Consider the following 24,698-nt stretch of genomic DNA (forward strand, 5'->3'; position numbering starts at 1 on the left):
CATGGACTTGAAAATTTTCGACCGGATGGAGTCGGAGGTCAGAGGCTACGTCCGGTCGTTTCCAGTCATTTTCAGCAAGGCGCGGGGCTCGGAGCTGTTTGACGAGGACGGTCGCGGCTATCTCGATTTCTTCAGCGGCGCGGGCACGCTGAACTATGGGCACAACAATCCGATCCTGCGCGAGCGCATGATGGCGTATCTGGAGTCCGACGGCGTGACCCATGGCCTGGATATGGCCACCAGCGCCAAAAAATATTTCATGCAGACGATGAGCCGGCTGGTGCTCGAACCGCGCGGCCTGGATTACGTGCTGCAGTTCACCGGCCCAACGGGCACCAATGCGGTCGAGGCGGCGTTGAAGCTCGCGCGTCAGGTCAAGGGCCGTCAGAATGTGATTTCCTTCACGCACGGCTTCCATGGCGTGTCCGGCGGCTCGCTGGCGGCCACGGCCAACAGGAAATTCCGCAAGGCCGCCGGCGTGGCGCTGGGCAACATCAGCTTCATGCCCTATGACGGCTATTTCGGCCCGGACGTGAACACCATGGCCTACCTGGAGCGCATGCTGGACGATCCCAGCAGCGGCCTGGACCACCCGGCGGCGGTGATCGTCGAGACGGTCCAGGGCGAAGGCGGGGTGAATGTGGCTTCGCAGCGCTGGCTGCGCGAACTGGAGCGTCTGTGCAGGCGCCACGACATGCTGCTGATCGTCGATGACATCCAGGTCGGTTGCGGACGCACGGGCGGCTTCTTCAGTTTCGAGACGGCGGGGATCACGCCGGACATCGTCACGCTGTCGAAGTCCCTGTCGGGCTTCGGACTGCCCATGTCGCTGGTGCTGTTGCGCCGAGAGCTCGACGTCTGGGAACCCGGCGCGCACAGTGGCACTTTCCGCGGCAACAACCTGGCGTTCGTCACTGCGGCCCAGGCGCTGGAGACCTACTGGGCCGACGCGGCGCTGAGCGAGGAGGTCGCCGCCAAGGAGCGCCTGGTGCGCGATTGGCTGGAAAACCTGGCGCACAGTTGCCGGAACGCGGGACTGGGCGTGCGTGGACGTGGATTGATCCAGGGGCTGGTCGCGCCGGTGGGCGATGGCCTGGCAGGCCGGATCGCGCGCCGCGCCTTCGAGCAAGGCGTGGTGATCGAAACCTCCGGGGCGCACGACGAAGTGCTCAAGGTGCTGCCCGCCCTGACCATTTCTCGCGAGCAGTTGCAGCGTGGGCTGGAAATCATCGAGCGCAGCGTGGGCGAGGTGCTGGCCGGCGAGGGACTCCGTCCCCGGGCGCTGAAGGTTGCGGGAGGTGAACGATGATCGTGCGCAACGTCGAAGACGTGATCGGGACCGACCAGGAAATCATCACGGAGAACTGGACCAGCCGCCGGGTGCTGCTGTCCCGGGACGGCATGGGGTTTTCTTTTCATGAGACCGTGATCTTTCCGGGCACCGAGACGCACATCCATTACCGCAATCACCTGGAAGCCGTGTGGTGCATCGAGGGGGACGGCGAGATCGAGACCATCGCCGACGGCCGGAAATACGCCTTGGGCCCCGGCGTGGTCTACGCGCTGGACCAGCATGACGAGCATTGGCTGCGCGGCGGTGAGCGGCCGTTGCGGGTGATCTGCGTGTTCAACCCTCCGTTGACGGGCCGCGAGGTCCATGATGCCTCAGGCGTCTATCCGGAGGCGGACGCCGCCGCCTGATTGATTGGGAGTCGATGAAAAGATGAAGGATTTTTACGTATCACGGACGGGGCGGGACGCGGCGCTGATCGCGCGTGGCGATCCCGTGGTGTACGACGAGGGCCGTTATGCCGATGCGCTGGATGAGGCGCAATTGCGGGCCTACGAACAGGATGGCTTCCTGGTGCTGCCTGGCGTGCTCGATGCCGACGAGGTCGAGGCATTGCGCCGCGAGGCGCTGGCGCTGGAGCACGATCCGGCGGTGCGCGAAGGCGAGGAAGTCATCCGCGAGCCGGGCGGCAAGGCCCTGCGATCGATCTTCCGGGTTCACGAACTGGGGCGGCTGATGGCCGAGCTGCCGCGTGATCCCAGGCTGCTGGATGTGGCGCGCCAGATCCTGGGGTCCGAGGTCTACATTCATCAGTCACGGGTGAACATGAAACCCGCGCTCGATGGCAAGGAGTTCTATTGGCATTCCGACTTCGAGACCTGGCATGTGGAGGATGGCATGCCGGCCATGCGTGCGCTGAGCTGCTCGGTGCTGTTGACGGACAACACCGCCTTCAATGGGCCGCTCACGCTGATCCCGGGTTCGCACCGGCAGTTCGTGGCTTGCGTGGGCGAGACGCCCGAGGATCATTACCGGACTTCGCTGCGCCGCCAGGAAGTGGGTGTGCCCGACCCGGTCAGCCTGCGCCTGTTGGCCGAAAAGGGCGGGTTGCGCGCGATCACGGCGCCGGCAGGCTCGGTGGTCTTCTTTGACTGCAACACGCTGCACAGTTCGGGCGGCAACCTGTCGCCCTGGCCGCGCAGCAATGTCTTCATGGTCTACAACAGCGTGGAAAATCGCCTGGAGGCGCCGTTCCATGGCATGAAGCCCAGGCCTGAGCATATCGCGGCGCGGCGTTCGGCCGAGCCGCTGACGCCATTGCGGGTAGCCGCCTAACGTTTTCCGGGCGGCGGCAGTTCGTCCACCTCGCGGCTTGTACGCCGCTCGGATTCGTCAGGCACCGGACAGTCCGCAGGGGACTGTCCAGTGTCCAGCCTCGCCCACCTCGCGGCTTGTACGCCGCTCGGATTCGTCAGGCACCGGACAGTCCGCAGGGGACTGTCCAGTGTCCAGCCTCGCCCACCTCGCGGCTTGTACGCCGCTCGGATTCGTCAGGCACCGGACAGTCCGCAGGGGACTGTCCAGTGTCCAGCCTCATCCACCCTGGCGGGTGTCGATGAAAGTCTTCAGGAATTCCCGGGTGCGGTCTTCGCGCGGCTCGGTGAACATGATCTCGGGCGGCGCCTGTTCCACCACCACACCCTTGTCGAAGAAGCACACCCGGTCCGAGATCTGGCGGGCGAATTCCATTTCGTGGGTCACCAGCAACATGGTCAGGTCGTGTTCCTCGGACAGGCGGCGGATGACGGTCAGCACTTCGCCGACCAGCTCCGGGTCCAGGGCCGAGGTCGGTTCGTCGAACAGCATGATGTTCGGACGCATGGCCAGCGCGCGCGCGATGGCCACGCGTTGTTGCTGTCCGCCGGACAATTGGCTCGGGAACTTGTCGGCATGATCGATCATGCCGACGAGGTCCAGGTATTCATGGGCGCGGCGGTCGGCCTCGGCTTTGGACAGACCCAGCACATGGACGGGCGATTCGGTGACGTTGCGCCGCACCGTCATATGGGGAAACAGATTGAACTGCTGGAACACCATGCCCATTTCCTTGCGCATGGCGCGCAGGTGGGACTCGCTGGCGGGCACGGGCCGGCCGTCGCGGTATTCGTGCCATAGAGGTTTGCCGGCCACGTGGATCAGGCCTTCGTCGATGGTCTCCAGCGTCATCAGGATGCGCAGGACCGTGGATTTGCCCGAACCCGAGGGGCCGATGATCGTGACTTTCTCGCCCTTGGCCACCTGGAAATCCAGGTGATCGAGCACGGTCGCGTCGCCGAATCGCTTGACGACCTGATCCATGACGATGATGGGGGAGGCCGGATCGGGAGGGTTCGAAATATCGTTCATTGTTCGTTCAATGCAGCGGAATGCCGCGTTTGGGCAAGCGTTCGTCCAGGATGCGCACGCCGGCGGAGGCGATCAGGGTCAGGATCAGGTACAGCGCGCCCACCAGGGTCAGCGGCACCATGTAGTTGAAGCTGCGGTCGCCGATGATGCGCGCGACGTTGAGCATTTCCAGGATGGACACCACCGACAGCACGGGCACGTCCTTCATGATGGACACCAGGTAGTTGCCCAGGGCCGGGACGATGCGGGGGATCGCCTGGGGCAGGATGATCACCGTGAATGTGCGCAGTGGCGAGATGTCCAGGGCGCGCGCGGCCTCGGTCTGGCCCCGGGTGATCGATTCCAGCCCGGCGCGGTAGACCTCGGACATATAGGCACTGTATTGCACGCCCAGCGCCAGCGCCCCCGTCAGGAAAGCGGGCAGCACCAGGCCGTATTCCGGCAGCACGTAGTACAGGAAGAACAGTTGCACCAGCAGGGGCGTGTCGCGCAGGAATTCCGTGAATACCCGGGCGGGCCAGGAGATCAGCCGGATGCGCACGCTCTTCAGGGCCGCCAGCACCAGGCCCAGCGCGGCGCCGACCACGAAGCCCAGCAAGGTGGCCTCGATCGTGACGACCAGGCCGCGCAGCAGGATAGGCAGGATCGACCAGGCGAATACCCAGTCGTTGGCGGTGTTCCATTCGATGCCGAACAGCATTCAGACCCCCCTGGCGCGCCAGCGCCCGACATGGGTTTCCAGGAGTCGCATCAGGCCGGCCAAGACCAGTGCCATGCCGAAATACATCAGCAGCAGCAGGGTGTAGACCCCGACGCTGTCCTGGGTGAAGTTGCGCACGCGTTCCGCCTGGAAAGCCAGGTCGCCCAGGCCGATCAGCGACACCAGGGCCGTGTCCTTCAGATTCTGCACGGCCAGGTTGCAGAAGCTGGGCATCATCTCCGGGATGGCTTGAGGGATGGCGATGCGCCACATCGTCTGGCGCGGTGTGAAGTCCAGCGCCTTGGCTGCTTCGTGCTGGCTGCGGGGCACGGCCTGGATCGCGCCGCGCACGACTTCGGCGCCATAGGCGCCGATGTTCAGGCTCAGGGCCAGCGTGCCCGCCACGACCGGCGGCAGGCGCAGGTCCATGCCCAGGGCCTGTCCCAGCACCGGCAGGGCGAAAAACAGCCAGAAGAGCTGGACCAGCAATGACGTACCCCGGAAGACTTCGATCAAGGCGATGGAAGTCCAGCGGCAGGGCAGGGACCGCGACAGGCGGCCGATACCGAACAAAAAGGAAAACACCGCCCCCAGGAGGGTGGAATACAGGGCCAGCCGGATCGTGACCCAGGCGCCCTCCATCAGGGGGTTCAGGTAGGACAGCCAGTCCATGCGGCGCTCAGCCGGCGCAGAGCTGCGCCGTAGAGCGCTCGAAGGATTGCGAGGCGTCCTCGGCGGAGAAGCCGTAGCCGCTCATGATCTTCTTCCAGTCGTCGGTCTTCTTGAACTTCGCCAGTTCCTTGTTCACGGCGTCACGCAGCGCGCCGGAATCCTTCGAGAAAGCGAAACCGCCCCAGCTGCGGACCGCCTGGCCGTCCACCACGGGGTCCTTGAAATCGCTGGCGACCTCGGTCTTGCCCTTGCTCTTGGCGGCCAGTTCGCCGACCGTCAGGCTGGTGGCGGCGTAGCCGTCCGCGCGTCCGGTGGTCACAGTGGAGATCGCGTCCGCATTGTTGGCGATGGTGACGATCCGGTCGGCGGGGACTTTCAGGGCCTGGAGGATTTCCAACTGGTCGGCGCCGGCCATGATGGCGATCTTGCCACCCGAATTGGCGAAGCTTTCGTAGCCGTGCAGGTTCTTCGGATTGCCCTTGGCGACCAGCAGTCCCTCGCCGTAGGAACTGTTCGGCTCGGAATAGAGCACCTGCTTGCAGCGCTGCGGCAGGATGGCCATTTCCGCGGCGACCATGTCGTAGCGATCGGCCTGGAGGCCCGGGATCAGGGAGCCGAACGCCGTCGTGGTCCACTCGATTTTGCCAATCCCCAGGGCTTTCGCGATGTGCTTGGCCACGTCCGGGCCGACACCCTTGGCCTCGCCCTTCAGATCCATGTAGCCGTAGGGGATTTCATTGGCGACGGCCACCCGCAGCGTGCCGCGGTCGCGGATGGCGTCGAGATCGGCGGCCTGCGCGGCGGCGCCCAGACCCAGGACACAGGCGGCTGCGGCCAGCAGCCGGGGAGTCAGTGCGGATTGCTTGAGTGCGGTTTTCATGAGAGCCCTCCTGGATATATATGTATGAAATGATCTCTAGGCGAAATATGCATTATAGAATGATTTGTGTACTAATCAATTCATGTGGAATCTTATCGCCGGGTGGGAAAGGATGTGCGGGTACGGAAAATCCTTCGGGAGTCGATAGCGCAATTTTCTTGCCGCATTGGAGGGGTGGCGTGCTAGGATTCACCCGTCAATTCTCTGCGGAACGCGCGCACCGCATGGGAAAGGCTTGAGAAGCGTGGAAAATCTTCCAGGTGCGGAAAGTCGTCCGGGTTCGGGTGGAGCAACTTTCTTGCCTCGAAGGGGCGGGCTGTGCTAGGATTTGTCGATGCACTCGATTCCTTATTTTTTCTACTTTTTTACGTTTCCAAAACCGCTGGTGGAGGAAGGGAATCGCTGTACGAAAAGGTAGACCACACATTCCCGAAAAAGCCGCCGGCGCTGCCAGGCGGCTTTTTTGTTGCCGCCCCCGCATCCGGCCCATGAATGGAGCAAGACCGTGTCACACAATACCGACGATACCCGCATCCGAGAAATCCGCGAGCTGGCGCCGCCCGCCCACGTGATGCGTGAATTCCCCTGCACGGCGGACATTTCCCGCACGGTCCACGATGCGCGGCGGGCCATCCACGACGTGCTTTATGGCGACGACGATCGCCTGGTCGTCATCGTCGGCCCGTGCTCCATACACGACACCCAGGCGGCCCTGGAATACGCCCGCCGCCTGGCGCCGCAGCGCGAACGCCTGGACGCGGACCTGGTCATCGTCATGCGGGTGTACTTCGAGAAGCCCCGCACGACGGTGGGCTGGAAAGGCCTGATCAACGACCCGGGCCTGGACGGCAGCTTCGACATCAACCAGGGCCTGCGCACCGCGCGCGAGCTGTTGATCGACATCAACGCCTTGGGCCTGCCGGCCGGCACCGAATTCCTGGACATGATCACGCCGCAGTACATCGCCGATCTGGTGTCCTGGGGCGCCATCGGGGCGCGCACCACCGAAAGCCAGGTGCATCGGGAACTGGCTTCGGGGCTGTCCTGCCCGGTGGGCTTCAAGAATGGCACCGACGGCAACACGCGCATCGCCATCGATGCGATCAAGGCCTCGTCGCAGCCGCATTACTTTCTGTCGGTCACCAAGGGCGGGCATTCCGCCATCGTATCCACGCGCGGCAACGAGGATTGCCACGTGATCCTTCGCGGCGGCAAGGCGCCCAACTATCAGGCCGAGCATGTCCAGGCGGCGGCCGAGGCCCTGGAAAAGGCCGGGATGCGTCCGCGCGTCATGGTGGATGCCAGCCATGCGAACAGCAGCAAGGATTACACCCGCCAGCCCCTGGTGATCGAGGACGTCTGCACCCAGATCGAGGCCGGCGATACGCGCCTGTTCGGCGTGATGGTCGAAAGCCATCTGGTGGGCGGACGCCAGGATCTGGTGCCGGGCAAGCCCCTGGTCTATGGCCAGAGCATCACGGACGGCTGTGTGGACTGGGACACGACCGCCGCCGTGCTCGATCGCCTGGCTGCGGCTGTGCGCGCGCGCCGTCAGGCGACGCGCGCGGATGAGACGGAACGCCGGTCGGTGCCTGCGGACTGACCAGCGTCCGGCCGGCCGTTGACGCGGATTTTCGAAAATACAGGATCGGACATGGATACCTTGCATATCGTTCAGCAGGCCCGGCCGTTGCCGGATGGATTCCTGGCGGCGCTGCGCGGACGTTTCGGCGAACGATGCTCCACGGCGCAGGCGGTGTGCGCGCATCATGGACGCGACGAATCCCCATATCCGACCATGCCGCCCGATGCCGTGGTTTTCGCCCAGGACGTGGAAGAAGTCGCCTGGGTGGCGCGCCATTGCCACGATCATGGCATCGCCCTGATCCCCTATGGCGCGGGCTCGTCCCTGGAAGGCCACCTGCTGGCGGTCCAGGGCGGGGTCTGTCTGGACCTGTCGGGCATGAACCGGATCGTGGACATTCACGCCGAGGACTTCACGGCCACGGTCCAGGCCGGCGTGACGCGCAAGCAGCTCAACGAATCCTTGCGGGAAACGGGGCTGTTCTTTCCGATCGACCCGGGCGCCGACGCCAGCCTGGGCGGCATGGCGGCCACCCGCGCCTCCGGTACGAATGCCGTGCGCTACGGCACCATGCGCGAGAACGTCATGTCGCTGAAGGTCGTCACGGCCGACGGGCGGGTGATCGAGACCGCCAACCGGGCGCGCAAATCGTCGGCGGGCTATGACCTGACCCGCCTGTTCGTGGGCAGCGAGGGCACTCTGGGCATCATCGTCGAAGTCACCGTGCGCCTGTATCCCCAGCCCGAGGCCGTGTCCGCGGCGATCTGCAATTTCCCGGACCTGGACGCCGCCGTCGGCAGCGTGATCGAGGTCATCCAGACGGGCGTGCCGGTGGCCCGGATCGAGTTCATGGACGCCCATGCGGTGCGTGCCACCAACCGCTACAGCCATCTGACCCTGCGCGAATCGCCGCTGCTGCTGTTCGAATTTCACGGCAGTCCGGCCTCGGTGCGCGAGCAGGCGGAAACGGTCCAGTCCATTGCGCGCGAACATGGCGGTCAGGACTTCGCATGGGCCGAGCGGCCCGAAGACCGCAGCCGCCTTTGGACGGCCCGGCACAATGCCTATTTCGCGGGCCTGCAGTTGCGCCCCGGTTGCCGCTCCAGCACGACCGACGTGTGCGTGCCGATCTCACGTCTGGCCGAATGCGTGGGCGAAACCGCGCGCGAACTGGACCGTGCCAGCTTTCCCTACACGATCGTGGGCCATGTGGGCGATGGCAACTTTCACGTCCTGATGCTGCTGGACCCGGACGACCCCGGCGAGTGGGCCGAGTCCGAACAACTGAACCAGCGTCTGGTGGCCCGCGCCATCGCCATGCAGGGCACTTGCACCGGCGAGCACGGGGTCGGCCTGCACAAGCAGGCTTTCATGCGCGCCGAGCACGGCCAGGACGCCCTGGATGTGATGGCTGCGCTGAAGACTGCGCTGGACCCGCGCAACGTGCTCAATCCCGGCAAGATCCTGCCGCCGGCGACCGCCTGAAGGATTCCCATGGACATCGCAAGCTCCACGGAAGCACGGCACGACACCGTGCCCGATTTTCCCGGCTTCCTCGCCCGCATCGCGCGGGACGTGCCGGCGCACTGCGTCCTCACCCGGCCAGACCAGACGCGCGTTTACGAATGCGACGGGCTGGCCCTGTACCGCGAACTGCCCCCCGTGGTGGTGCTGCCCGAAAACGAGGCCCAGGTCGTCGCCATCCTCAAGGCCTGCCACGAGCACAATGTGCCGGTGGTGCCGCGAGGCACGGGCACCGGCTTGTCGGGCGGCGCCACGCCGCACCCCCAGGGGGTGGTCGTGGGACTGGCCAAACTCAACCGCATCCTGCGGCTGGATCCTGAAACCTGCGTGGCCGTGGTCGGACCGGGTGTGCGCAATCTGGCGATCTCCGAGGCCGCCGCCCCGCACGGCCTGTACTATGCGCCGGACCCGTCCAGCCAGATCGCCTGTTCCATCGGCGGCAACGTGGCGGAAAACTCGGGTGGCGTACATTGTCTGAAATACGGCCTGACGGTGCACAACGTCCTGCGCGTGCGCGTGGTCACGATTGAGGGCGAGATCGTCGAGCTCGGCGGCGAGGCGCCGGACACCCCGGGCCTGAACCTGCTGCAGGCGTTCATCGGCTCCGAGGGCATGCTCGGCCTGGTGACCGAGGTCACGGTGCGGCTCATTCCGCGTCCGCGGCTGGCCCGGGTGGTCATGGCCAGTTTCCCCGGCGTCGAGCAGGCGGGCGAGGGCGTCACGCGCATCATCGCGGACGGCATCATCCCGGCCGGGCTGGAACTGATGGACAAGCGCGCGGTGCACATGGTCGAACCGTTCGTGAAGGCCGGCTACGACCTGGAGGCCGAGGCCATCCTGTTGTGCGAGTCCGACGGCACGCCCGACGAGGTCGCCGAGGAAATCGCCCGTGTCGAGGCCTTGCTGCGCGAGGCGGGCGCCACCCGCCTGCAGACGTCCTCCTCCGAGGAGGAGCGCCTGAAGTTCTGGGCCGGACGCAAGAACGCCTTTCCCGCGGCCGGACGCATCTCGCCCGACTACTACTGCATGGACGGCACCATCCCGCGCCGCCATCTGGGCAAGGTCCTGGCCGCCATCGCCGGGATGGAAAACCAGTTCGGCCTGCGTTGCTCGAACGTATTCCACGCCGGCGACGGCAATCTGCATCCCCTCATCCTGTTCGATGCCAACCAGCCCGACGAGGTCGAACGCGCCGAGGCCTTCGGCGCCGCCATCCTGGAACTGTGCGTCCAGGTGGGTGGCACCATCACCGGCGAGCACGGTGTGGGCCTGGAAAAGATCAACCAGATGTGTTCGCAGTTCACGCGCGACGAGCTGGACGTCTTCTCGGCGGTCAAGCGCGCCTTCGATCCTTACGGGCTGCTCAATCCGCTCAAGCTCATTCCGACGCTGGTGCGCTGCGCCGAATACGGCAAGATGCACGTCCATCAGGGCGACATCCGTTTTCCCGACATCCCCCGGTTCTAGGATTGAATAGGCCCTGACCATGGAATTCGTATTGTCCGAACTTTGCGAGCAGGTCGTGACTGCTCGCGCGGCCCAGCGTCCGCTCCTGATCCGGGGCGGTGGCACGCGGCTCTTTTACGGCGGCCCATTGCCCCCGGAGGGCACCGTGTCCCGGCTGGACCTGTCAGCCTATCAGGGGGTGGTGAGCTACGAGCCGTCCGAACTGGTGCTGACCGCGCGGGCCGGCACGCCGCTGGCCGAAATCGAGGCGCTGCTGGCATCGAGGGACCAGATGCTGGCCTTCGAGCCGCCGCGTTTCGGCGCCGCCGGCACCCTGGGGGGCTGCGTGGCCTCGGGCCTGTCCGGTCCCCGCCGCATGGCCGCGGGCTCGCTGGCCGATTTCGTGCTCGGGACGCGTCTGTTGAACGCCGATGGCAACGTGCTGCGCTTCGGCGGCGAGGTCATGAAGAACGTCGCCGGCTACGATGTTTCGCGCCTGCTGGCGGGTTCTCTCGGCGTCCTGGGCGCCCTGGTGGAGGTCTCGCTCAAGGTCGCGCCCCGGCCGCGCCGCGAGGCCACCACCGTGCTGGCGCTGGATGAGTCCTGTGCCCTGGATCTGTGCCTGCGCTGGCGTTCCCGGCCGCTGCCGGTGTCGGCGACGGCCTGGGTGGCCGATGCCTCGGGTGCGAGCGGAAAGCTCTCGGTGCGCCTGTCGGGCAATGAATCCGCCGTGCGCCAGGGCCTGGAGGAAATCGGCGGCGAACAGTTGCCGGAAGAAGCCGCCGATGCCTTCTGGCTGGTTCTGCGCGATCAGACCCACGCGTTTTTCCGCCAGCGGCCCTTGTGGCGCATCGTCCTGCCCGCCGGCGCGCCGGCGCTGGGTCTGGGGCCCGTGCTGCACGAGTGGGGCGGCTGCCAGCGCTGGCTGGCCGGATCACACGATGCGGCCGCGCTGCGTGACCGGGTGCGGGCGCTGGGCGGTTCGGCCTGCCTGTACCGGCGCGAGGGCGCGTCCGCCGACGTGCCGGCTTTCCATCCCCTGGCCGACGGCGTCCTCCAGATCCATCGGCGGCTGAAGCGGGAATTCGATCCCGCCGGGATCTTCAACGCCCATCGGCTGTACCCGGAACTCTGAGGACACACCATGCAGACACAACTCGCGGAATGGGCGCGCGACACCGATTTCGGCCGGGAAGCCGATGAGATCTTGCGGCGCTGCGTGCATTGCGGCTTTTGCCTGGCGACCTGTCCGACCTATCAGATCATGGGCGACGAGCTCGACAGTCCGCGCGGCCGCATCTATCAGATCAAGCAGATCCTCGAAGGCGCCGAACCGACCTACGTCACCCAGCAACACCTGGACCGCTGCCTGACCTGCCGCAATTGCGAAACCACCTGCCCCTCGGGCGTGCAATATGGCGCCCTGGTGGACATCGGCCGCCAGATCGTCAACGAGCGTGTGCGCCGCCCTCTGCGCGAGCGCCTGATCCGCGGGACCCTGCGCCGCCTGATGGGGTCGCGCTGGTTCGGACCGCTGTACCGGATCGGCATCTGGGTGCGGCCGGTTCTGCCCGCCGTGCTGCGGGCGAAGATCGCGCAGTCCCGGCCTGCGGGACTGCTGCCCGCCGATCCGGGCCGCCATGCGCGCCAGGTCCTGATGCTGGCCAATTGCGTCCAGCCCGCCATGATGCCGTCCATCGATGCCGCCACGCTGCGCGTGCTGGATGCGGTGGGAGTCGGTACTCGCATCGCCGCCGGATCGGGCTGCTGTGGCGCCATCAATTTCCACCTCGACGCCCAGGAAGCCGGCCGCGACCAGATGCGCGCCAACGTGGACGCCTGGTTGCCGCTGCTGGAATCCGGCGAGGTCGAGGCCGTGATCGTCAACGCCTCGGGCTGCGGCGGCATGATCAAGGACTACGCCCATCATCTGAAGCACGACCCGGCCTATGCCGAACGCGCCGCGCGTCTGATGCCGTATGTCAAGGACATCGCAGAATTTCTGGCGCCCATGGCGGCCGAGGTCCGCTCGAAGATGCGCCGCGCGCCGGGTCGCAGTGCTTTCCATCCGCCCTGCACGCTGCAGCACTGGCAGGGTCTGCGCGCCGTCACCGAGCGGCTGCTGTCCGATCTGGGTTTCGATCTCCAGTCCTTCGGAGAATCGCACCTGTGCTGCGGTTCGGCGGGCACGTATTCGATCACCCAGCCCGTGCTGTCGAAATCCTTGCGCGACCGCAAGCTTCAGGCGATCGAGGCGACGCTGCCCGAGACCATCGTGTCCTCGAACATCGGCTGTATCTGCCATCTCCAGAGCGGCACCGGCACACCGGTGCGCCACTGGATCGAAACCGTGGACGAGGCCCTGCATGACTGATCGTCCGTCGCGCGGCGCGCGGGTCGTCATCGGCATGTCGGGCGGGGTGGACTCCTCGGTGTCGGCCTGGTTGCTCAAGCAGCAGGGTTACGAAGTGGTCGGCCTGTTCATGAAGAACTGGGAGGACGATGACGACAGCGAATACTGCTCGTCGCGCCAGGACTGGCTGGACGCCGCCAGCGTGGCCGACGTGGTGGGCGTGGACATCGAGGCGGTCAATTTCGCCGCCGAGTACAAAGACCGGGTGTTTGCGGAATTCCTGCGGGAATATTCCGCCGGCCGCACGCCCAATCCCGACGTGCTCTGCAATGCCGAGATCAAGTTCAAGGCTTTCCTGGACCACGCCATGGGACTGGGCGCCGACTACATCGCCACCGGCCATTATGCCCGGGTGCGGCGCATCGGCACGCCCCGGGGGACGCGCAGTCAGCTGTTGAAAGCGCTGGACGTCACCAAGGACCAGAGCTATTTCCTGCACCGGCTGAACCAGGACCAGCTGGCGCGCACGCTGTTTCCCCTGGGTGAGCTGCCCAAGACCGAGGTCCGGCGCATCGCGCGCGAGATCGGCCTGCCCAACGCCGCCAAGAAAGACTCCACAGGCATCTGCTTCATCGGCGAGCGACCGTTCCGGGAATTCCTGAACCGTTATCTGCCCACGAAGCCGGGGCCGATGCTGACGCCCGAAGGTCGGCAGATCGGCCGGCATCAGGGCCTGGCCTTCCATACCCTGGGCCAGCGCAAGGGCCTGGGCATCGGCGGAGTGCGCGGCGCCCAGCGCGAGGACGGCACGGCCGACGCCTGGTATGCGGCCCGCAAGGATCTGGAAAACAATATCTTGTACGTCGTCCAGGGGCATGACCACCCCTGGCTGCTCAGCGAGCGGCTGCAAACCCAGGACGCCACCTGGATCGCGGGCGAGCCGCCGGTCCCCGGCGCCTACGCCGCCAAGACCCGCTACCGCCAGGCCGACGCCGCCTGTGTCCTGGAGCCGGGGGCGGGCGCGGATTTCGCGCTCCGCTTCGCGGAACCTCAGTGGGCCGTGACGCCGGGGCAGTCCGCCGTGCTGTACGACGGCGACGTCTGCCTGGGCGGCGGGATCATCGTCTGAGGTCGGACGGCTTTGAGCGGTCCCAGATGAAAAACCCCGCGCAGGTCGGCCCGGCGCGGGGTTTTTTCTGTGGCGGGAATCCGCACGGAATCTAGGCGGCGGGAGGGCGGGTCGCGGCAAAAGACGGGCGCGTGCCAAGTTTTTCCGCCAGGCGGGCCAGGTGAGGGTGGCCCGCGCGCCAGTCCGTGTCCGGGAAGCGCAGGTCCAGGTAGCCCAGGGCGGCGCCCACGGCGATGTCGGCCAGGCACAGGTTGACGCCCATGCAGTAGGACTGCTCTCCGAGCAACTGATCCATGTAATCGAGTCCGGCGCGGATCTTGTGGTGCTGCCGGTCGACCCAGTCGATGTTGCGCTGGGGTTCGGGCCGGCGGTGGGTTTCCATGAAAGCGGCCGCGGCCGCATCCATGATGCCGTCGGCCACGGCCTCCCAGCGCTTGACTTCCACGCGCTCTCGTCCAGGCGGCGGAATCAGCCGGCCGACCGGCGAAAGCGTATCCAGGTATTCCACGATGACGCGCGAGTCGAACAGCGCGCCGTTCTCGTCCATGATCAGACAGGGCACCTTGCCCAGGGGATTGTGCGCCGTGACGTGGGTCGCGGGGCCCCAGGGGTCGTCGAGAATCAGCTCGTAGTCGAGTTTTTTCTCGGCCAGCACGATACGCACCTTGCGAACGTACGGGCTGGTCAGGGAACCGATCAATTTCATGAGGAAACAGGGTAGTCCAGGGCTCGAAAAGTATAGCAGGGCGGGTTCCGCGACTTGCGGTTGCGCGGGCCATTTCGGCCTTTTTTTACCAAGAGCCGAGGAAGGGTGTGGTATATACGCCCTGCCGCCGGAAGCCGGCGGGGCGGGTGTTAAAATCCCCGGCTGAAATCCGCTTTGCCGCTGCATTGGCGGGGCGCGTTTCCAGGTTGCCTTTCATTCCATTGCCCCGCGTGTTCCGGATTTGAATCTCCGGGCGGCGGCGTCTTCTTTCTTCCCGCCGATCATGCATATTGATTCTTCCCTCAGCGCGCTGAATGCGCTGTCGCCCCTGGACGGGCGCTACGCGGCCAAGGCCGACGCCCTGCGGCCTTTCCTGTCCGAAGCCGGTTTCATGGCGCACCGGGTCGAGGTCGAGATTGCCTGGCTGGTCGGCCTGTCCGACGCCGGTTTGCCCGAACTGCCCGCTTTCCCGGCGGCGGCGCGCGCGCGGCTGCGGGCGCTGGTGGAAAATTTCTCCGAAGCGGACGCGGCCCGCATCAAGGCCATCGAACGCACCACCAACCACGACGTGAAGGCGGTCGAATACTGGCTCAAGGAGCAGGTCGCCGACGACGCCGAACTGTCCCGCGCGGCGGAATTCATCCACTTCGCCTGCACGTCCGAAGACATCAACAACACCTCGCACGCGCTCATGCTGGGCCGGGCGCGCACGCTGTGCGTGGTGCCCGCGCTGGAGTCCGTCGCCGCCCGCCTGCGCGAACTGGCGCACATGCATGCCAACCAGCCGCTGCTGTCGCGCACGCACGGCCAGCCGGCCACCCCCAGCACCATGGGCAAGGAATTCGCCAACGTGGTCGCCCGCCTGGACCGGGCGCTGGACGCGATCCGCGCCGTGCAGCCGCTGGCCAAAATGAACGGCGCCACGGGCAACTACAACGCCCACCTGGCGGCCTATCCGGAAGTCGACTGGCCCGCGTTCTCCGCCGGCGTGCTGGGCGGCCTGGGGCTGACCCAGAATCCTTATTCGATCCAGATCGAGCCGCACGACTGGATGGCGGCCCTGTTCGATGCGATCGCCCGCGCCAACACCATCCTGCTGGACCTGAACCGCGACGTCTGGGGCTATATTTCCCTGGGGTACTTCAAACAGCGGCTGAAGGACGGCGAAGTCGGCTCGTCCACGATGCCGCACAAGGTCAACCCGATCGATTTCGAAAATTCCGAAGGCAACCTGGGCCTGGCCAATGCCATGTTGCGCCATCTGTCGGAAAAATTGCCGGTATCGCGCTGGCAGCGCGACCTGACGGATTCGACCGTGCTGCGCAATCTGGGCGTGGCGCTGGGCTACGGCCTGATCGCCTACGATTCGTGCCTGCGCGGCCTGGGCAAGCTGGAGCTGAACCCCGCCGTCATCGACGCCGACATCGACGCCTGTTGGGAAATCCTGGCCGAGCCCGTGCAGACGGTGATGCGCCGTCACGGCCTGCCGCAACCCTACGAGCAATTGAAGGCGCTGACGCGCGGCAAGGGCATCACCGAGCAGGCCTTGCGGGAATTCATCGCCGGCCTGGACCTGCCCGCCGAACCCAAGGCACGGCTGCTGGCGATGACGCCACGCAGCTATATCGGCCTGGCGGCCCGGCTGGCGGCGGCAGTGTAGGCGAGGCCTTGATCTTGCCAGGCGGCTTTTGCGCGGGCAATGAAAAAGGTGTATAGTTTCGTTCTTCGCAAAATCATTGCGACGGGCTGTTAGCTCAGTTGGTAGAGCAGCGGACTCTTAATCCGTCGGTCGAGTGTTCGAGTCACTCACAGCCCACCAGGATTATCAAGGACTTAGGAGTGATCCTAGGTCCTTTATTTTTGCCCGTATGTGCCGCGATATTCTTTGCCCGTATGCGCCGCTGGCACATATACAGTAGTTTTTCAGGCGCCGATCTTCCGGCTATTTGGCGTCATGGATTCTCGCCAGCGGCTCTTGCGTAGATCTCGGTTGTGGCCTTGTCTTTGTGTCCGCATAGCGCCTGGATGCGCTCGATCGGGATGCCGGACAGCCACATGTCGGTGGCTCCTTTCCCCTTCAGATCGTGAAACCCGGATGGTTGCAGGGACTCCGCGTCGGCGACGTAGCGATCGCGCGCGGTCTCGGCACCAAAGCCGGTGACTACAATGGAGGCTCATATAAGGAGTGTTATGTTGGAATTTCAGCCCGGAGCACGGGCATATCTTTTGGATATTCATGCCCTGTCTACAGACGGGGACGGCAATGAAGTGTTTGTAGGCATGACCCTGAAGGAGTCGGTCTGGTACCAGCAATACCTTGAAGACTCATTCAGCGGAAATGCCGATCGCACTGACGATTCGCAAGAAAGATATCTTGCGCTACACGACAAGCACGAGGGCGCGCGACAGACCGTGATAGCCAACGTTCACAAGTCGATCATTCAGTAGCGACTGCGCCCACCACACCCCGCAGAAAATCCCCGCCCCCGGCGCTCTCGAGGCCTGGAAAGACCATGAGGACTTCGAGGGGGGGCTTCTGGATGATGGTGGATATCGACCTATCCAAGGTCAGCACCAAAGCTGTTCGCCTGAACATCAGTCTCCCGGAGGACCTGGTGCATCGTATTGACGCCGTGGCCAAGACCCAGCATCTGTCACGCTCGGCCTTCCTGGCAAAGGCCGCAGAACGAGAAATGGCCGAAGCTTAAAACGAAAACCCGCCCCGTCGGGCGGGTTCGTTTCCTCGGGGCGCGATGCTCCTGCCCGTATTGTCACACTTTCCGTCCCGCTTTTTGAAAGCCTCATGTCTCACTTTCCAAGCGTAGGTCGCGAACCCACCGCGACGAACTGCGGGCTCCACACAGACCTGTCTGCTTTCAACCAGGGATTCCAGAACGTGCAGCACGCCTTTGCGCACACGCTGCCGATCGGGTCCGGCGGCCTGCGGGAACCTGTTATAAAAACGGCAGGCGCGTTCCAGCAGAAAGGAGAGAAACATGTCCGGTCGAATCGTGATTCGAAGCAGCGTTGCGCTGTGTTTCGCCGCTCTGGTTTCAGGCTGTTTCGGCGGCGGCGGACCGGCGCCGGCCAGGCAGACGGATCGCGGCGGCGATTGCCAGTGGGACCGCAGCCGGTGCTTGTATGAAGGCTCCTACGAGCCTGGCGAACGGGCGTATGCCGAACAAGAGGCGAAGGACCTGAACCGGGCCGCGCTGGAAAAACTGCGGCGCGGTTCGGGCAGATAATCGGCTAGATAATGGGCGGTATTCCGCTTTTCGGGCGTCGTGGCCGTTGGGTAACATGGCTGAGCGATGCCTGATCGGATCGCACCAAGACCCCTACCGGAGATTCTGAAATGTGTGATTCGAAATTCTGCATGCATGCGGCGGCTTCCTCCCGTCGTTCTTTTCTTAGGTCCTCTCTGTCCACGGCGCTGGCGGTTGCCGCCGGAGGCGCGCTGCCGGGCGGCCTGGCCATGGCGCGTACGGCGTCCCCGCCCAAGCCGCAGAATGTCGTGGATCCCGATACTGCGCTTGCGCGGCTGGCGGACGGCAACGGGCGGTATGTATCCGGAAAGGCCCTGCGGCATGATTTTTTCCATGAGCGCCCGGTGCTGACGGGGGGGCAGAACCCCTATGCGGCCGTGCTTGGCTGCGCGGACTCGCGCATCGTGCCCGAATATACGTTCGATTGCGCCCGGGGCGACCTGTTCGTCGCGCGGGTGGCGGGCAATTTCGCCAATGACGACATGCTGGGCAGTCTGGAATACGCGGTGGCGGTCCTGGGTGTGCCGCTGATCCTCGTGCTCGGGCATGACAAATGCGGAGCGATCGATGCGGCCGTCAAGGCCGTCACGCAGTCGGCCCAATTTCCGGGCCGGATTCCTTCGCTGGTGTCGGCCATCGCGCCGTCCGTGGAAAAGGTCCGTGGCGCGGCGGGCAACCTGCTGGAGGCCGCGATCACGCAGAATGTCCGCGACAATGTGGCTGCTCTGGCCGAGCGCTCGGACATCATCCGGGATGCCGCGCAGGCCGGCAAGTTGCGGATCGTCGGGGGTGTCTACCACCTGGCTACCGGCCGGGTAGAGTTTCTGGCCTAGGATGGGCGGTTGATGGCCACGACGGGTTCGGCCGCCGGCCCGCGCATCCTGATCGTCGAGGACGATCCGACGCTGGCGGAAAACCTGTATGGTTATCTGGAGCGCCAGGGCATGGCGCCGGATGTGGCCTACGATGGCCATGGCGCCCTGACTTTGCTGCGCGAGTCGCCCTTCGACGCCATGGTGCTGGATCTGGGCCTGCCCGGATTGGACGGTCTGGGTGTCCTGCGCGCCATGGGGCGGGACCCCGCCCTGTGGCGCCCCGTGCTGGTGCTGACCGCGCGCGAACGGCTCGAAGACAAGCTTCTGGCCTTCGAGCTGGGGGCGGAAGACTATCTGGTCAAGCCTTTTTCTCTGGCCGAGGTCGTCGCGCGGCTGCGTGTCCTGGCGCGGCGGGGGCGGGGCGGCGAAGCCGGTCCGCTCGTTCACGGGGATCTCCGCTACGACCCGCATGCGCAGACGGTGACCCTGGCCGGCCGGCCGCTGGTCCTGCCACGCAAATCGGTGCTGCTGCTGGCGGCCCTGATGCAGTCGGCGGGTGGTCTGGCGACCCATGCCCGCTTGACGGCGGCCTTGTGGCCCGACGGACCGCCATCGGACCGCGCCCTGCATGATCAGGTGCATCTGCTGCGCCGCCGTCTGCGCGCGGAACGGGGACCCGACATCGTGGCAGACCCTGGCCGAGGCTGGAGAATCAGTCAGGACGCAGGGGACGGCGCGTCGCACCGATAGGGGGCCATGATGCGTCAGGATCGGCCTTCCTCACTGGCCCGGCGGGTGACCTGGGCCGTCACCGGCACCGCCGCCGTATTCCTGCTGGTCATCAGTCTGCTGGCCTATGAAACCTTCGCGCGCATGGAGGACAGTCTGGTCGACGAAGTCCTGTCGAGCCAGATTGCCGCCCTGAGAGACGATCTCGGCGCGGGGCTGGCCGTGCCGGCGACCCTGCCGCCGCGCTGGAGCGAAGGGGGGCGTGTCCAGGCCTGGGTGCAGCCGGCGGATCGGCCGCCTCCCCTGGAAGGCATGTTCTCGGCGGGGCCGGGTGGCCGCGAAATCGTGGAATCGGGCCGGACATGGCACACCTGGGTCGAGACTCTTCCCCAGGGACTGCTCTATGTCCGTTACGACGCCACTTCGCACGAAGACCGGGTCCGGTCGTTCGGCTGGATTCTGGCGGGCGGGGCTGTGTTGGCGCTGATCTGCGCCTGGCTGCTGGCCCGGCGTCTGGCGCGTCGGGTGGTGGCGCCGATCCGCGCCGTATCGGACCGGCTTTCGGCCTGGGGAGGCGTAAACCTCGCCGATGAGGCGCCTCTGGGCGATGAGGCGCTGCAATTGATCGGGGCCTTCAACCGCATCCAGGACCGGGTCGACCGGGCCGTGGCGTTCGAGCGTCAGTTCGCCGCCAATCTCGGCCATGAATTGCGCACGCCGCTGGCCGCCCTGCGTTCAGACTGCGAAATGGCGTTGCTGGACGCCGTGCCCGGGACGCCCCTGGCGGCGCGCCTGACGCGCATGCTGGTCCAGGTCGATGCTGCGGCCAGCAGTCTCGCGGGCGCCGCGGCCCTGAACAGCGCCGATCCGGCCCGGGTGCGTCGCGTCGATCTGTCGCAGGCGCTGGAGCAGGCCTGGTTCGCCCTGGAACCCATGGCGCGCGCGCGGGGCCTGGTGCTGGATCCGCGTATTCCGCCGGGTGTGTGCCGGTCCCTGGATCCGGACGCGCTGCTGATCGTGTTGCGCAATCTGCTGCGCAATGCGATCGAGCACGCCGCGCCGGCCACGCTTCGGGTTGACCTGGACGCGGATGGTGTCCTGGTTCTGCGCGACGACGGGCCGGGCATCGATCCAGGACGTCTGGCGCGCGTGCGCGAGTGGCGCGCCGGCCGGGCGGATCTGGCCGCGCCGGACGCGCCCGAGGCGGGTCATGGTCTGGGCCTGGGCATCGCCCAGCGTGTCTGCGAGTTGCGGGGCTGGCGGCTGAGCGTGGACTCGGTCCATGACGGTCCCGACAGTGGCACAACCTTCAGATTGGACTTGAATTCAGTTTCCAGTCAGGAAAATTCGTAGCGGATTCGTGGTCTTCAAGGCTATAGTGAGCGTCGTTTGATCAGGAGCCGTCATGCCTTCGACCGCCTCTTCTCCTCCGGGCGCGTCCGCGGCCCATTCCAAAACCAATCTCGATTCCATCTGGGAACGCCTCGCGCATGCCCAGGTGCTGCGTCGCCGCGCCTTGGGCGTGTTGGGCACGCTGGCGGTGCTGACGTTGCCCTGGGTCGGCTCCGCCTGGCCGGAGGCCGGATGGGTCAATCAGGGCCTGGAATGGTTGGGCCTGGTCCTGATGGTGCTGGCTTTGCTGGGGCGTTGCGCCTGCATGCTGTACCTGGGCGGGCGCAAGGGTGCCGATCTGGTGGCCGAAGGCCCCTATGCGGTCTGTCGCAATCCCTTGTATTTCTTTTCCATTGTGGCCGTCCTGGGCATCGGCCTGCAGACCGGCAGCCTGACGGTCGGGCTGGTGCTGGCCCTGGCGGCCTGGGCGGTGTTCCGCTGGATCGTGAGCGAAGAAGAGCGGATGCTGCGCGCATGCTTCGGCGCGCCGTTCGATGACTATTGCGTGCGCGTGCCCCGGTTCCTGCCTCGTCCATCCGCCTGGAATTCGCCGCGGCACGTCACGGTCGACCTGCAGGGCGTCTGGAACACGGTGCGTGACGCGCTGCCGTATTTCCTGTCGATCCCCGTGTTCGAGGCCATCGAGGCCGCACAGAACGCGGGCTGGTTCCACGTCCGGCTGTGGCTGTATTGAGCATCCTGCGGCCGGATCCTTTCTGATTCCGCGCATCGGCGCCGCATGCCCCTGTGATACAGTGCCAGGCAGTTTTTCATGCCTGGAGCCTGGTCGATGCAGTTCCCGTTCTACCCTATCGGCACCCACGGCGTTCCCTGCGTCAGCCCCCGGGGCTGCGTGCGCATCCATCGCTGGAATCCCCGTGCGCCGACCCCGAACCGCTCTTTCGGTCCCTGCAGCCCCGCGCCTGAATCGGCGGCGCCGGACTACGCCCTGGAGCATTGACGCCATGGACATCGTTTTCGCCTCGGAACTGGAACCCGATCCCCAGGCCTGGGTGGCGGCGCTGCGCGACGCCTTGCCCGAAGCCCGGGTGCGTCTGTGGGGCGATGAGCATTCCGATGGCCAGGCCGATTTCGCCGTGGTGTGGGCGCCGCCGATCGACCTGTTCGCCCGCGAACCCCGGCTGCGCGCCCTGTTCAATCTGGGCGCCGGAGTCGACGCCCTGCTGCGCCTTCCGGGTCTGCCGCCCGGCCTTCCCCTGGTGCGTCTCGAAGACGGCGGCATGGCGGTGCAGATGGCGGAATACACGCTCTACCATCTGCTGCGCGAATCGCGCGATTTCGGACGCTACGAACGCCAGCAGGCCGGAGGGCTCTGGCAGCCCCTAGACGATATCGATCGCGACGCCTGGACCGTCGGTGTCCTGGGCGCCGGGGCGATGGGCGCTCGGGTCGCCCAGGCCTGCGCCGCGCTGGAATACCCGACGGCGGTCTGGTCGCGCAGCGGCCGCGCCGTGCCGGGGGTCGAGTCCTTCGGCGGCGAGGCGGGCCTGGCCGCGTTCCTGGCGCGCACGCGCGTGCTGGTGAACGCATTGCCGCTGACCGACGCCACACGGGGCATCCTGTGCGGCCGCACTTTCGACCAGTTGCGACCCGATGCCCTGGTGATCAACATCGCCCGGGGCGGGCATCTGGTCGAAGCCGACCTGCTGGCGGCCCTGGACGACGGCCGATTGCGGGCAGCGGCCCTGGATGTCTTCGAACGCGAACCTTTGCCGCCCGGCCATCCTTTCTGGGCCGATCCGCGCATCCGCATCACGCCCCACATCGCGGGCGCCAGCCTGATGGATCGGACGGTACGCCAGATCGCCGGCAAGATCCGTGCCCTGGACCGGGGCGAGGCGATCTCCGGCATCGTGGACCGGGACCGGCAGTACTGATGCCCGGCACGCGCCTCCGGAAATCCGTCCGCTGGCGCGCATGGTGGCTGGCCGGCCTGCTGGCGCTGGCCGGTTGCGCGGCGCCGTCCGACCCGGGGCTGCACGGCGAGTCCATGTCAGCCGACCAGTTCGCCCAGAGCGACATCAACCGGCTGCAGTCCCTGGCGATGCGTGACAATCTGGACAGCCTGGACCGGTTGCTGGAAAAGCTGTACCGGCGCAATCCCGGAGAATGGCGCAAGGCCGGATTCACGGACCTGAAGACCGCCCTGGAGCAGGGCCGCGCGCGTATCCGCCGGGGCGAAGTGCCGAAGGAACTGGACGGCTTGCGGGACATCGAGGTGCTGTCTGTCGCCATGGATCCGCGCTACCCCGGGGACCGGGTCGCGGCCTTTGTCCTGGGCCTGTCCAGCATGATCATCGCCGCGCATGGCGGACTGACCCGTTTCCATGTCGGCGATTCCGTCCAGGCGCGGCACGTCTTCAACGCCGCCCGCAACGTCGAGACGGCGGCCTGGATGCTGTCCAGCCGGCGTGACGCCCAGGGGCGTCCGCTGCTGCTGTCCAATGAACTGGGCGACGGCGTGGCCAACCTGAGTTTCGAACGCGAGTTCGGCCGGATCATCGCTCGTCTGGACCTGGAGGCCTCGTTGCAGGACGAGAGCTTGCGGCGTATCGGCATCAACTACGTGCAGGGCCTGCTGTTCTTCAATTTCCTGCCGGTGCGTTGACGCCGCCGGATCGCCAGGCCTGTCTCAGGCTGCCGTGGCGGCCTGGCGAGCCAGTCTGCCGGTGCTTTCCAGGCGCAGCGCGCCGTATTCCAGCGGTTCGATGAAACGGGCCGGAATTGCCTGAATGCCGCCGATGGCGCCGCACAGGGCCCCGGTCAGCATCGCACGGGCCTGGTTCTGGCCTCCGCCGTTGACGGCGTGCAGGACGGCCGACTCGAAATCATCCTGGAAGCGGCCGGCCAGATAGTAGGCGGCGGGAAATTGGTGGTAGACCGCACAGGGCATGCCATACACCAGCGAGGCCTTCCAGGCCGGTTCGACCCGGATGTCCGGATCCTGGGCGGCGCGCACGACGCCGGACACCGTCAGCAGCGCGTCCGGCGAAGGAAACTGGCCGGCGGTGCGCGGCGACTCGGGGCCTGGCGGCGGCGTGTTTTCCCCGGTCGATGTGACACTGTGGAAGGGCAGGGAACCGTCACGCACCAGAGTCATCAGCCTGTCGGATGTGGCCGCGTCCAGCGGCTCGCCGCGGACCAGGCTGCCCAGCACGCAGCCGTAGGCCACGGTCATCGCCAGGACCGTGGTGTCGTATTGGGTCAGCGCCGCATTCGTCGCGCAGTGGCGCGCCAGGTCGGCCGGGCGGCGGGCGTAGCGCACGGCCAGGGCCAGGATGCGCTCGGCGGCTTCTGTGGTGTCGGCCAGGCCGGCCACCTGTCCCCAGGGCAGGCCCTGGCCCACGCGCAGGCGCCAGGCCTCGCGGATCGACTGGCTGGTGTAGCCGCCCGGCCCGTTCAGGGGCGTGCCGTCCAGCAGGGGGAACAAGTCCTCGTCCAGCCGGCGGCAGAAGTCCGGCTCGTCGTATCCGCCGCAGGCGTCCAGCGATCCGGTCAGCAGGTCCAGGATGAAGCCGGCCTGGCCTGACTGGCCGGCCCGCAGACCCGCGTGATAACGGTCGGGGCGGGGATCCGTGTAGCCGTCGATCCAGTCGCCGTAGTCGCGCCGCAGGGCGTCCAGGTCGTAGTACCAGTGTGGTCCCAGGGCCAGGGCGTCGCCGACATAGGCGCCGATCAGGGCGCCTTGGGCGCGTTGTTCAAGGGTGGGTGCCATGCCGGATCCTCTGTCGTGTCCGATGTCCAGGCGGAGGGACCGCCATGGGCGTGCACCCGGTTGCGACC

Annotated in this window: 26 protein-coding genes, 1 tRNA gene and 1 pseudogene; 21 read left to right on the top strand and 7 right to left on the bottom strand. The window is 66.2% G+C overall.

Features of this window, described 5'->3' with window-relative positions; translation table 11 throughout:
- The first annotated feature begins 1 nt into the window (after position 1).
- Genes ectB through thpD form a run of 3 tightly spaced genes read left to right on the top strand, consistent with a single transcriptional unit; the run spans position 2 to position 2,626 of the window.
- Complete coding sequence (gene ectB / locus O4H32_RS08950; protein ID WP_269358580.1) at positions 2-1,309, top strand: diaminobutyrate--2-oxoglutarate transaminase; 1,308 nt, start codon at positions 2-4, stop codon at positions 1,307-1,309.
- A complete protein-coding gene (locus O4H32_RS08955; RefSeq protein WP_269358396.1) occupies positions 1,306-1,701 on the top strand; it encodes an ectoine synthase in 396 nt (131 codons plus the stop codon). The genes ectB and O4H32_RS08955 overlap by 4 nt, the downstream gene beginning before the upstream one ends.
- 22 nt (positions 1,702-1,723) lie before the next feature.
- Complete coding sequence (thpD, locus tag O4H32_RS08960) at positions 1,724-2,626, top strand: ectoine hydroxylase (protein WP_269358398.1); 903 nt, start codon at positions 1,724-1,726, stop codon at positions 2,624-2,626.
- Positions 2,627-2,884: 258 nt separating this feature from the next.
- Here thpD and ehuA read toward each other — a convergent pair whose 3' ends face one another.
- From ehuA to ehuB, 4 genes are read right to left on the bottom strand one after another with little or no spacing between them, the layout of a single operon-like run.
- Positions 2,885-3,697 (bottom strand): ectoine/hydroxyectoine ABC transporter ATP-binding protein EhuA, encoded by an 813-nt coding sequence (gene ehuA, locus O4H32_RS08965; protein WP_269358400.1) that lies wholly within the window; start codon positions 3,695-3,697, stop codon positions 2,885-2,887.
- Positions 3,698-3,704: 7 nt separating this feature from the next.
- Positions 3,705-4,397 (bottom strand): ectoine/hydroxyectoine ABC transporter permease subunit EhuD, encoded by a 693-nt coding sequence (gene ehuD, locus O4H32_RS08970; protein WP_269358402.1) that lies wholly within the window; start codon positions 4,395-4,397, stop codon positions 3,705-3,707.
- Positions 4,398-5,069 (bottom strand): ectoine/hydroxyectoine ABC transporter permease subunit EhuC, encoded by a 672-nt coding sequence (gene ehuC / locus O4H32_RS08975; protein WP_269358404.1) that lies wholly within the window; start codon positions 5,067-5,069, stop codon positions 4,398-4,400.
- A gap of 7 nt (positions 5,070-5,076) precedes the next feature.
- Positions 5,077-5,949: an ectoine/hydroxyectoine ABC transporter substrate-binding protein EhuB gene (gene ehuB, locus O4H32_RS08980; protein WP_269358406.1), complete on the bottom strand. Its 873-nt coding sequence runs from the start codon at positions 5,947-5,949 to the stop codon at positions 5,077-5,079.
- Positions 5,950-6,454: 505 nt separating this feature from the next.
- Between ehuB and aroG the strand changes: the two genes are divergently transcribed.
- The 6 genes from aroG to mnmA are packed head-to-tail and all read left to right on the top strand — an operon-like array spanning position 6,455 to position 13,986.
- Positions 6,455-7,552, top strand: coding sequence for a 3-deoxy-7-phosphoheptulonate synthase AroG (gene aroG / locus O4H32_RS08985; protein WP_269358407.1), 1,098 nt, complete (start codon positions 6,455-6,457; stop codon positions 7,550-7,552).
- Between the two features lie 51 nt (positions 7,553-7,603).
- Positions 7,604-9,019: an FAD-binding oxidoreductase gene (locus O4H32_RS08990; protein WP_269358409.1), complete on the top strand. Its 1,416-nt coding sequence runs from the start codon at positions 7,604-7,606 to the stop codon at positions 9,017-9,019.
- 9 nt (positions 9,020-9,028) lie between these two features.
- Positions 9,029-10,525 carry an FAD-linked oxidase C-terminal domain-containing protein gene (locus tag O4H32_RS08995; protein ID WP_269358411.1) on the top strand — a complete coding sequence of 499 codons (1,497 nt, stop codon included), beginning with the start codon at positions 9,029-9,031 and terminating at the stop codon, positions 10,523-10,525.
- Positions 10,526-10,544: 19 nt separating this feature from the next.
- On the top strand, positions 10,545-11,639 hold the full coding sequence (gene glcE, locus O4H32_RS09000) for a glycolate oxidase subunit GlcE (RefSeq protein ID WP_269358413.1): 1,095 nt from the start codon (positions 10,545-10,547) through the stop codon (positions 11,637-11,639).
- A 9-nt stretch (positions 11,640-11,648) separates the two neighbouring features.
- Entirely contained in the window at positions 11,649-12,878 is a 1,230-nt protein-coding gene (gene glcF / locus O4H32_RS09005) for a glycolate oxidase subunit GlcF (RefSeq protein WP_269358414.1), read from the top strand.
- Positions 12,871-13,986 carry a tRNA 2-thiouridine(34) synthase MnmA gene (gene mnmA, locus O4H32_RS09010; RefSeq protein ID WP_269358416.1) on the top strand — a complete coding sequence of 372 codons (1,116 nt, stop codon included), beginning with the start codon at positions 12,871-12,873 and terminating at the stop codon, positions 13,984-13,986. The genes glcF and mnmA overlap by 8 nt, the downstream gene beginning before the upstream one ends.
- Before the next feature lie 91 nt (positions 13,987-14,077).
- Here mnmA and O4H32_RS09015 read toward each other — a convergent pair whose 3' ends face one another.
- Positions 14,078-14,692: a glutathione S-transferase gene (locus O4H32_RS09015; RefSeq protein WP_269358418.1), complete on the bottom strand. Its 615-nt coding sequence runs from the start codon at positions 14,690-14,692 to the stop codon at positions 14,078-14,080.
- A gap of 283 nt (positions 14,693-14,975) precedes the next feature.
- Between O4H32_RS09015 and purB the strand changes: the two genes are divergently transcribed.
- Together purB and O4H32_RS09025 are read left to right on the top strand one after the other, a co-directional pair.
- Positions 14,976-16,352, top strand: coding sequence for an adenylosuccinate lyase (gene purB, locus O4H32_RS09020; protein ID WP_269358420.1), 1,377 nt, complete (start codon positions 14,976-14,978; stop codon positions 16,350-16,352).
- An 83-nt stretch (positions 16,353-16,435) separates the two neighbouring features.
- A tRNA-Lys gene (locus tag O4H32_RS09025) sits at positions 16,436-16,511 on the top strand.
- Between the two features lie 133 nt (positions 16,512-16,644).
- Here O4H32_RS09025 and O4H32_RS14990 read toward each other — a convergent pair.
- Positions 16,645-16,860, bottom strand: coding sequence for a tyrosine-type recombinase/integrase (locus O4H32_RS14990; protein ID WP_331284285.1), 216 nt, complete (start codon positions 16,858-16,860; stop codon positions 16,645-16,647).
- Positions 16,861-16,882: 22 nt separating this feature from the next.
- Here O4H32_RS14990 and O4H32_RS09035 point away from each other — a divergent pair, with 22 nt between their 5' ends.
- The 10 genes and pseudogenes from O4H32_RS09035 to O4H32_RS09080 all read left to right on the top strand — a co-directional run bounded on the left by O4H32_RS09035 (position 16,883) and on the right by O4H32_RS09080 (position 23,523).
- The gene (locus tag O4H32_RS09035; protein ID WP_269358422.1) at positions 16,883-17,140 is read left to right on the top strand and encodes a hypothetical protein; all 258 of its coding nucleotides are present in this window, start codon (positions 16,883-16,885) and stop codon (positions 17,138-17,140) included.
- Between the two features lie 22 nt (positions 17,141-17,162).
- A pseudogene (locus tag O4H32_RS09040) lies at positions 17,163-17,400 on the top strand (type II toxin-antitoxin system HicB family antitoxin); the annotation flags it as partial.
- Positions 17,401-17,688: 288 nt separating this feature from the next.
- A complete protein-coding gene (locus tag O4H32_RS09045; protein WP_269358424.1) occupies positions 17,689-17,937 on the top strand; it encodes a hypothetical protein in 249 nt (82 codons plus the stop codon).
- Positions 17,938-18,047: 110 nt separating this feature from the next.
- A complete protein-coding gene (locus O4H32_RS09050; RefSeq protein WP_269358426.1) occupies positions 18,048-18,791 on the top strand; it encodes a carbonic anhydrase in 744 nt (247 codons plus the stop codon).
- A 12-nt stretch (positions 18,792-18,803) separates the two neighbouring features.
- Positions 18,804-19,523 (top strand): response regulator transcription factor, encoded by a 720-nt coding sequence (locus tag O4H32_RS09055; protein WP_269358428.1) that lies wholly within the window; start codon positions 18,804-18,806, stop codon positions 19,521-19,523.
- Between the two features lie 6 nt (positions 19,524-19,529).
- Complete coding sequence (locus O4H32_RS09060) at positions 19,530-20,855, top strand: sensor histidine kinase (protein ID WP_269358430.1); 1,326 nt, start codon at positions 19,530-19,532, stop codon at positions 20,853-20,855.
- A gap of 52 nt (positions 20,856-20,907) precedes the next feature.
- Positions 20,908-21,588 carry a methyltransferase family protein gene (locus O4H32_RS09065; protein WP_269358432.1) on the top strand — a complete coding sequence of 227 codons (681 nt, stop codon included), beginning with the start codon at positions 20,908-20,910 and terminating at the stop codon, positions 21,586-21,588.
- 78 nt (positions 21,589-21,666) lie between these two features.
- Positions 21,667-21,855 (top strand): hypothetical protein, encoded by a 189-nt coding sequence (locus O4H32_RS09070; protein WP_269358434.1) that lies wholly within the window; start codon positions 21,667-21,669, stop codon positions 21,853-21,855.
- A 4-nt stretch (positions 21,856-21,859) separates the two neighbouring features.
- Positions 21,860-22,792 (top strand): 2-hydroxyacid dehydrogenase, encoded by a 933-nt coding sequence (locus O4H32_RS09075; RefSeq protein ID WP_269358435.1) that lies wholly within the window; start codon positions 21,860-21,862, stop codon positions 22,790-22,792.
- Positions 22,792-23,523: a hypothetical protein gene (locus tag O4H32_RS09080; RefSeq protein ID WP_269358437.1), complete on the top strand. Its 732-nt coding sequence runs from the start codon at positions 22,792-22,794 to the stop codon at positions 23,521-23,523. The genes O4H32_RS09075 and O4H32_RS09080 overlap by 1 nt, the downstream gene beginning before the upstream one ends.
- 24 nt (positions 23,524-23,547) lie before the next feature.
- On the opposite strand, the gene O4H32_RS09085 is transcribed toward O4H32_RS09080, so the two are convergent.
- Positions 23,548-24,630 carry an ADP-ribosylglycohydrolase family protein gene (locus O4H32_RS09085; RefSeq protein ID WP_269358439.1) on the bottom strand — a complete coding sequence of 361 codons (1,083 nt, stop codon included), beginning with the start codon at positions 24,628-24,630 and terminating at the stop codon, positions 23,548-23,550.
- Between the last annotated feature and the right edge of the window lie 68 nt (positions 24,631-24,698).

It is taken from the genome of Castellaniella denitrificans, assembly GCF_027214045.1.
In the GTDB taxonomy this organism is placed as follows: domain Bacteria; phylum Pseudomonadota; class Gammaproteobacteria; order Burkholderiales; family Burkholderiaceae_B; genus Castellaniella; species Castellaniella denitrificans_A.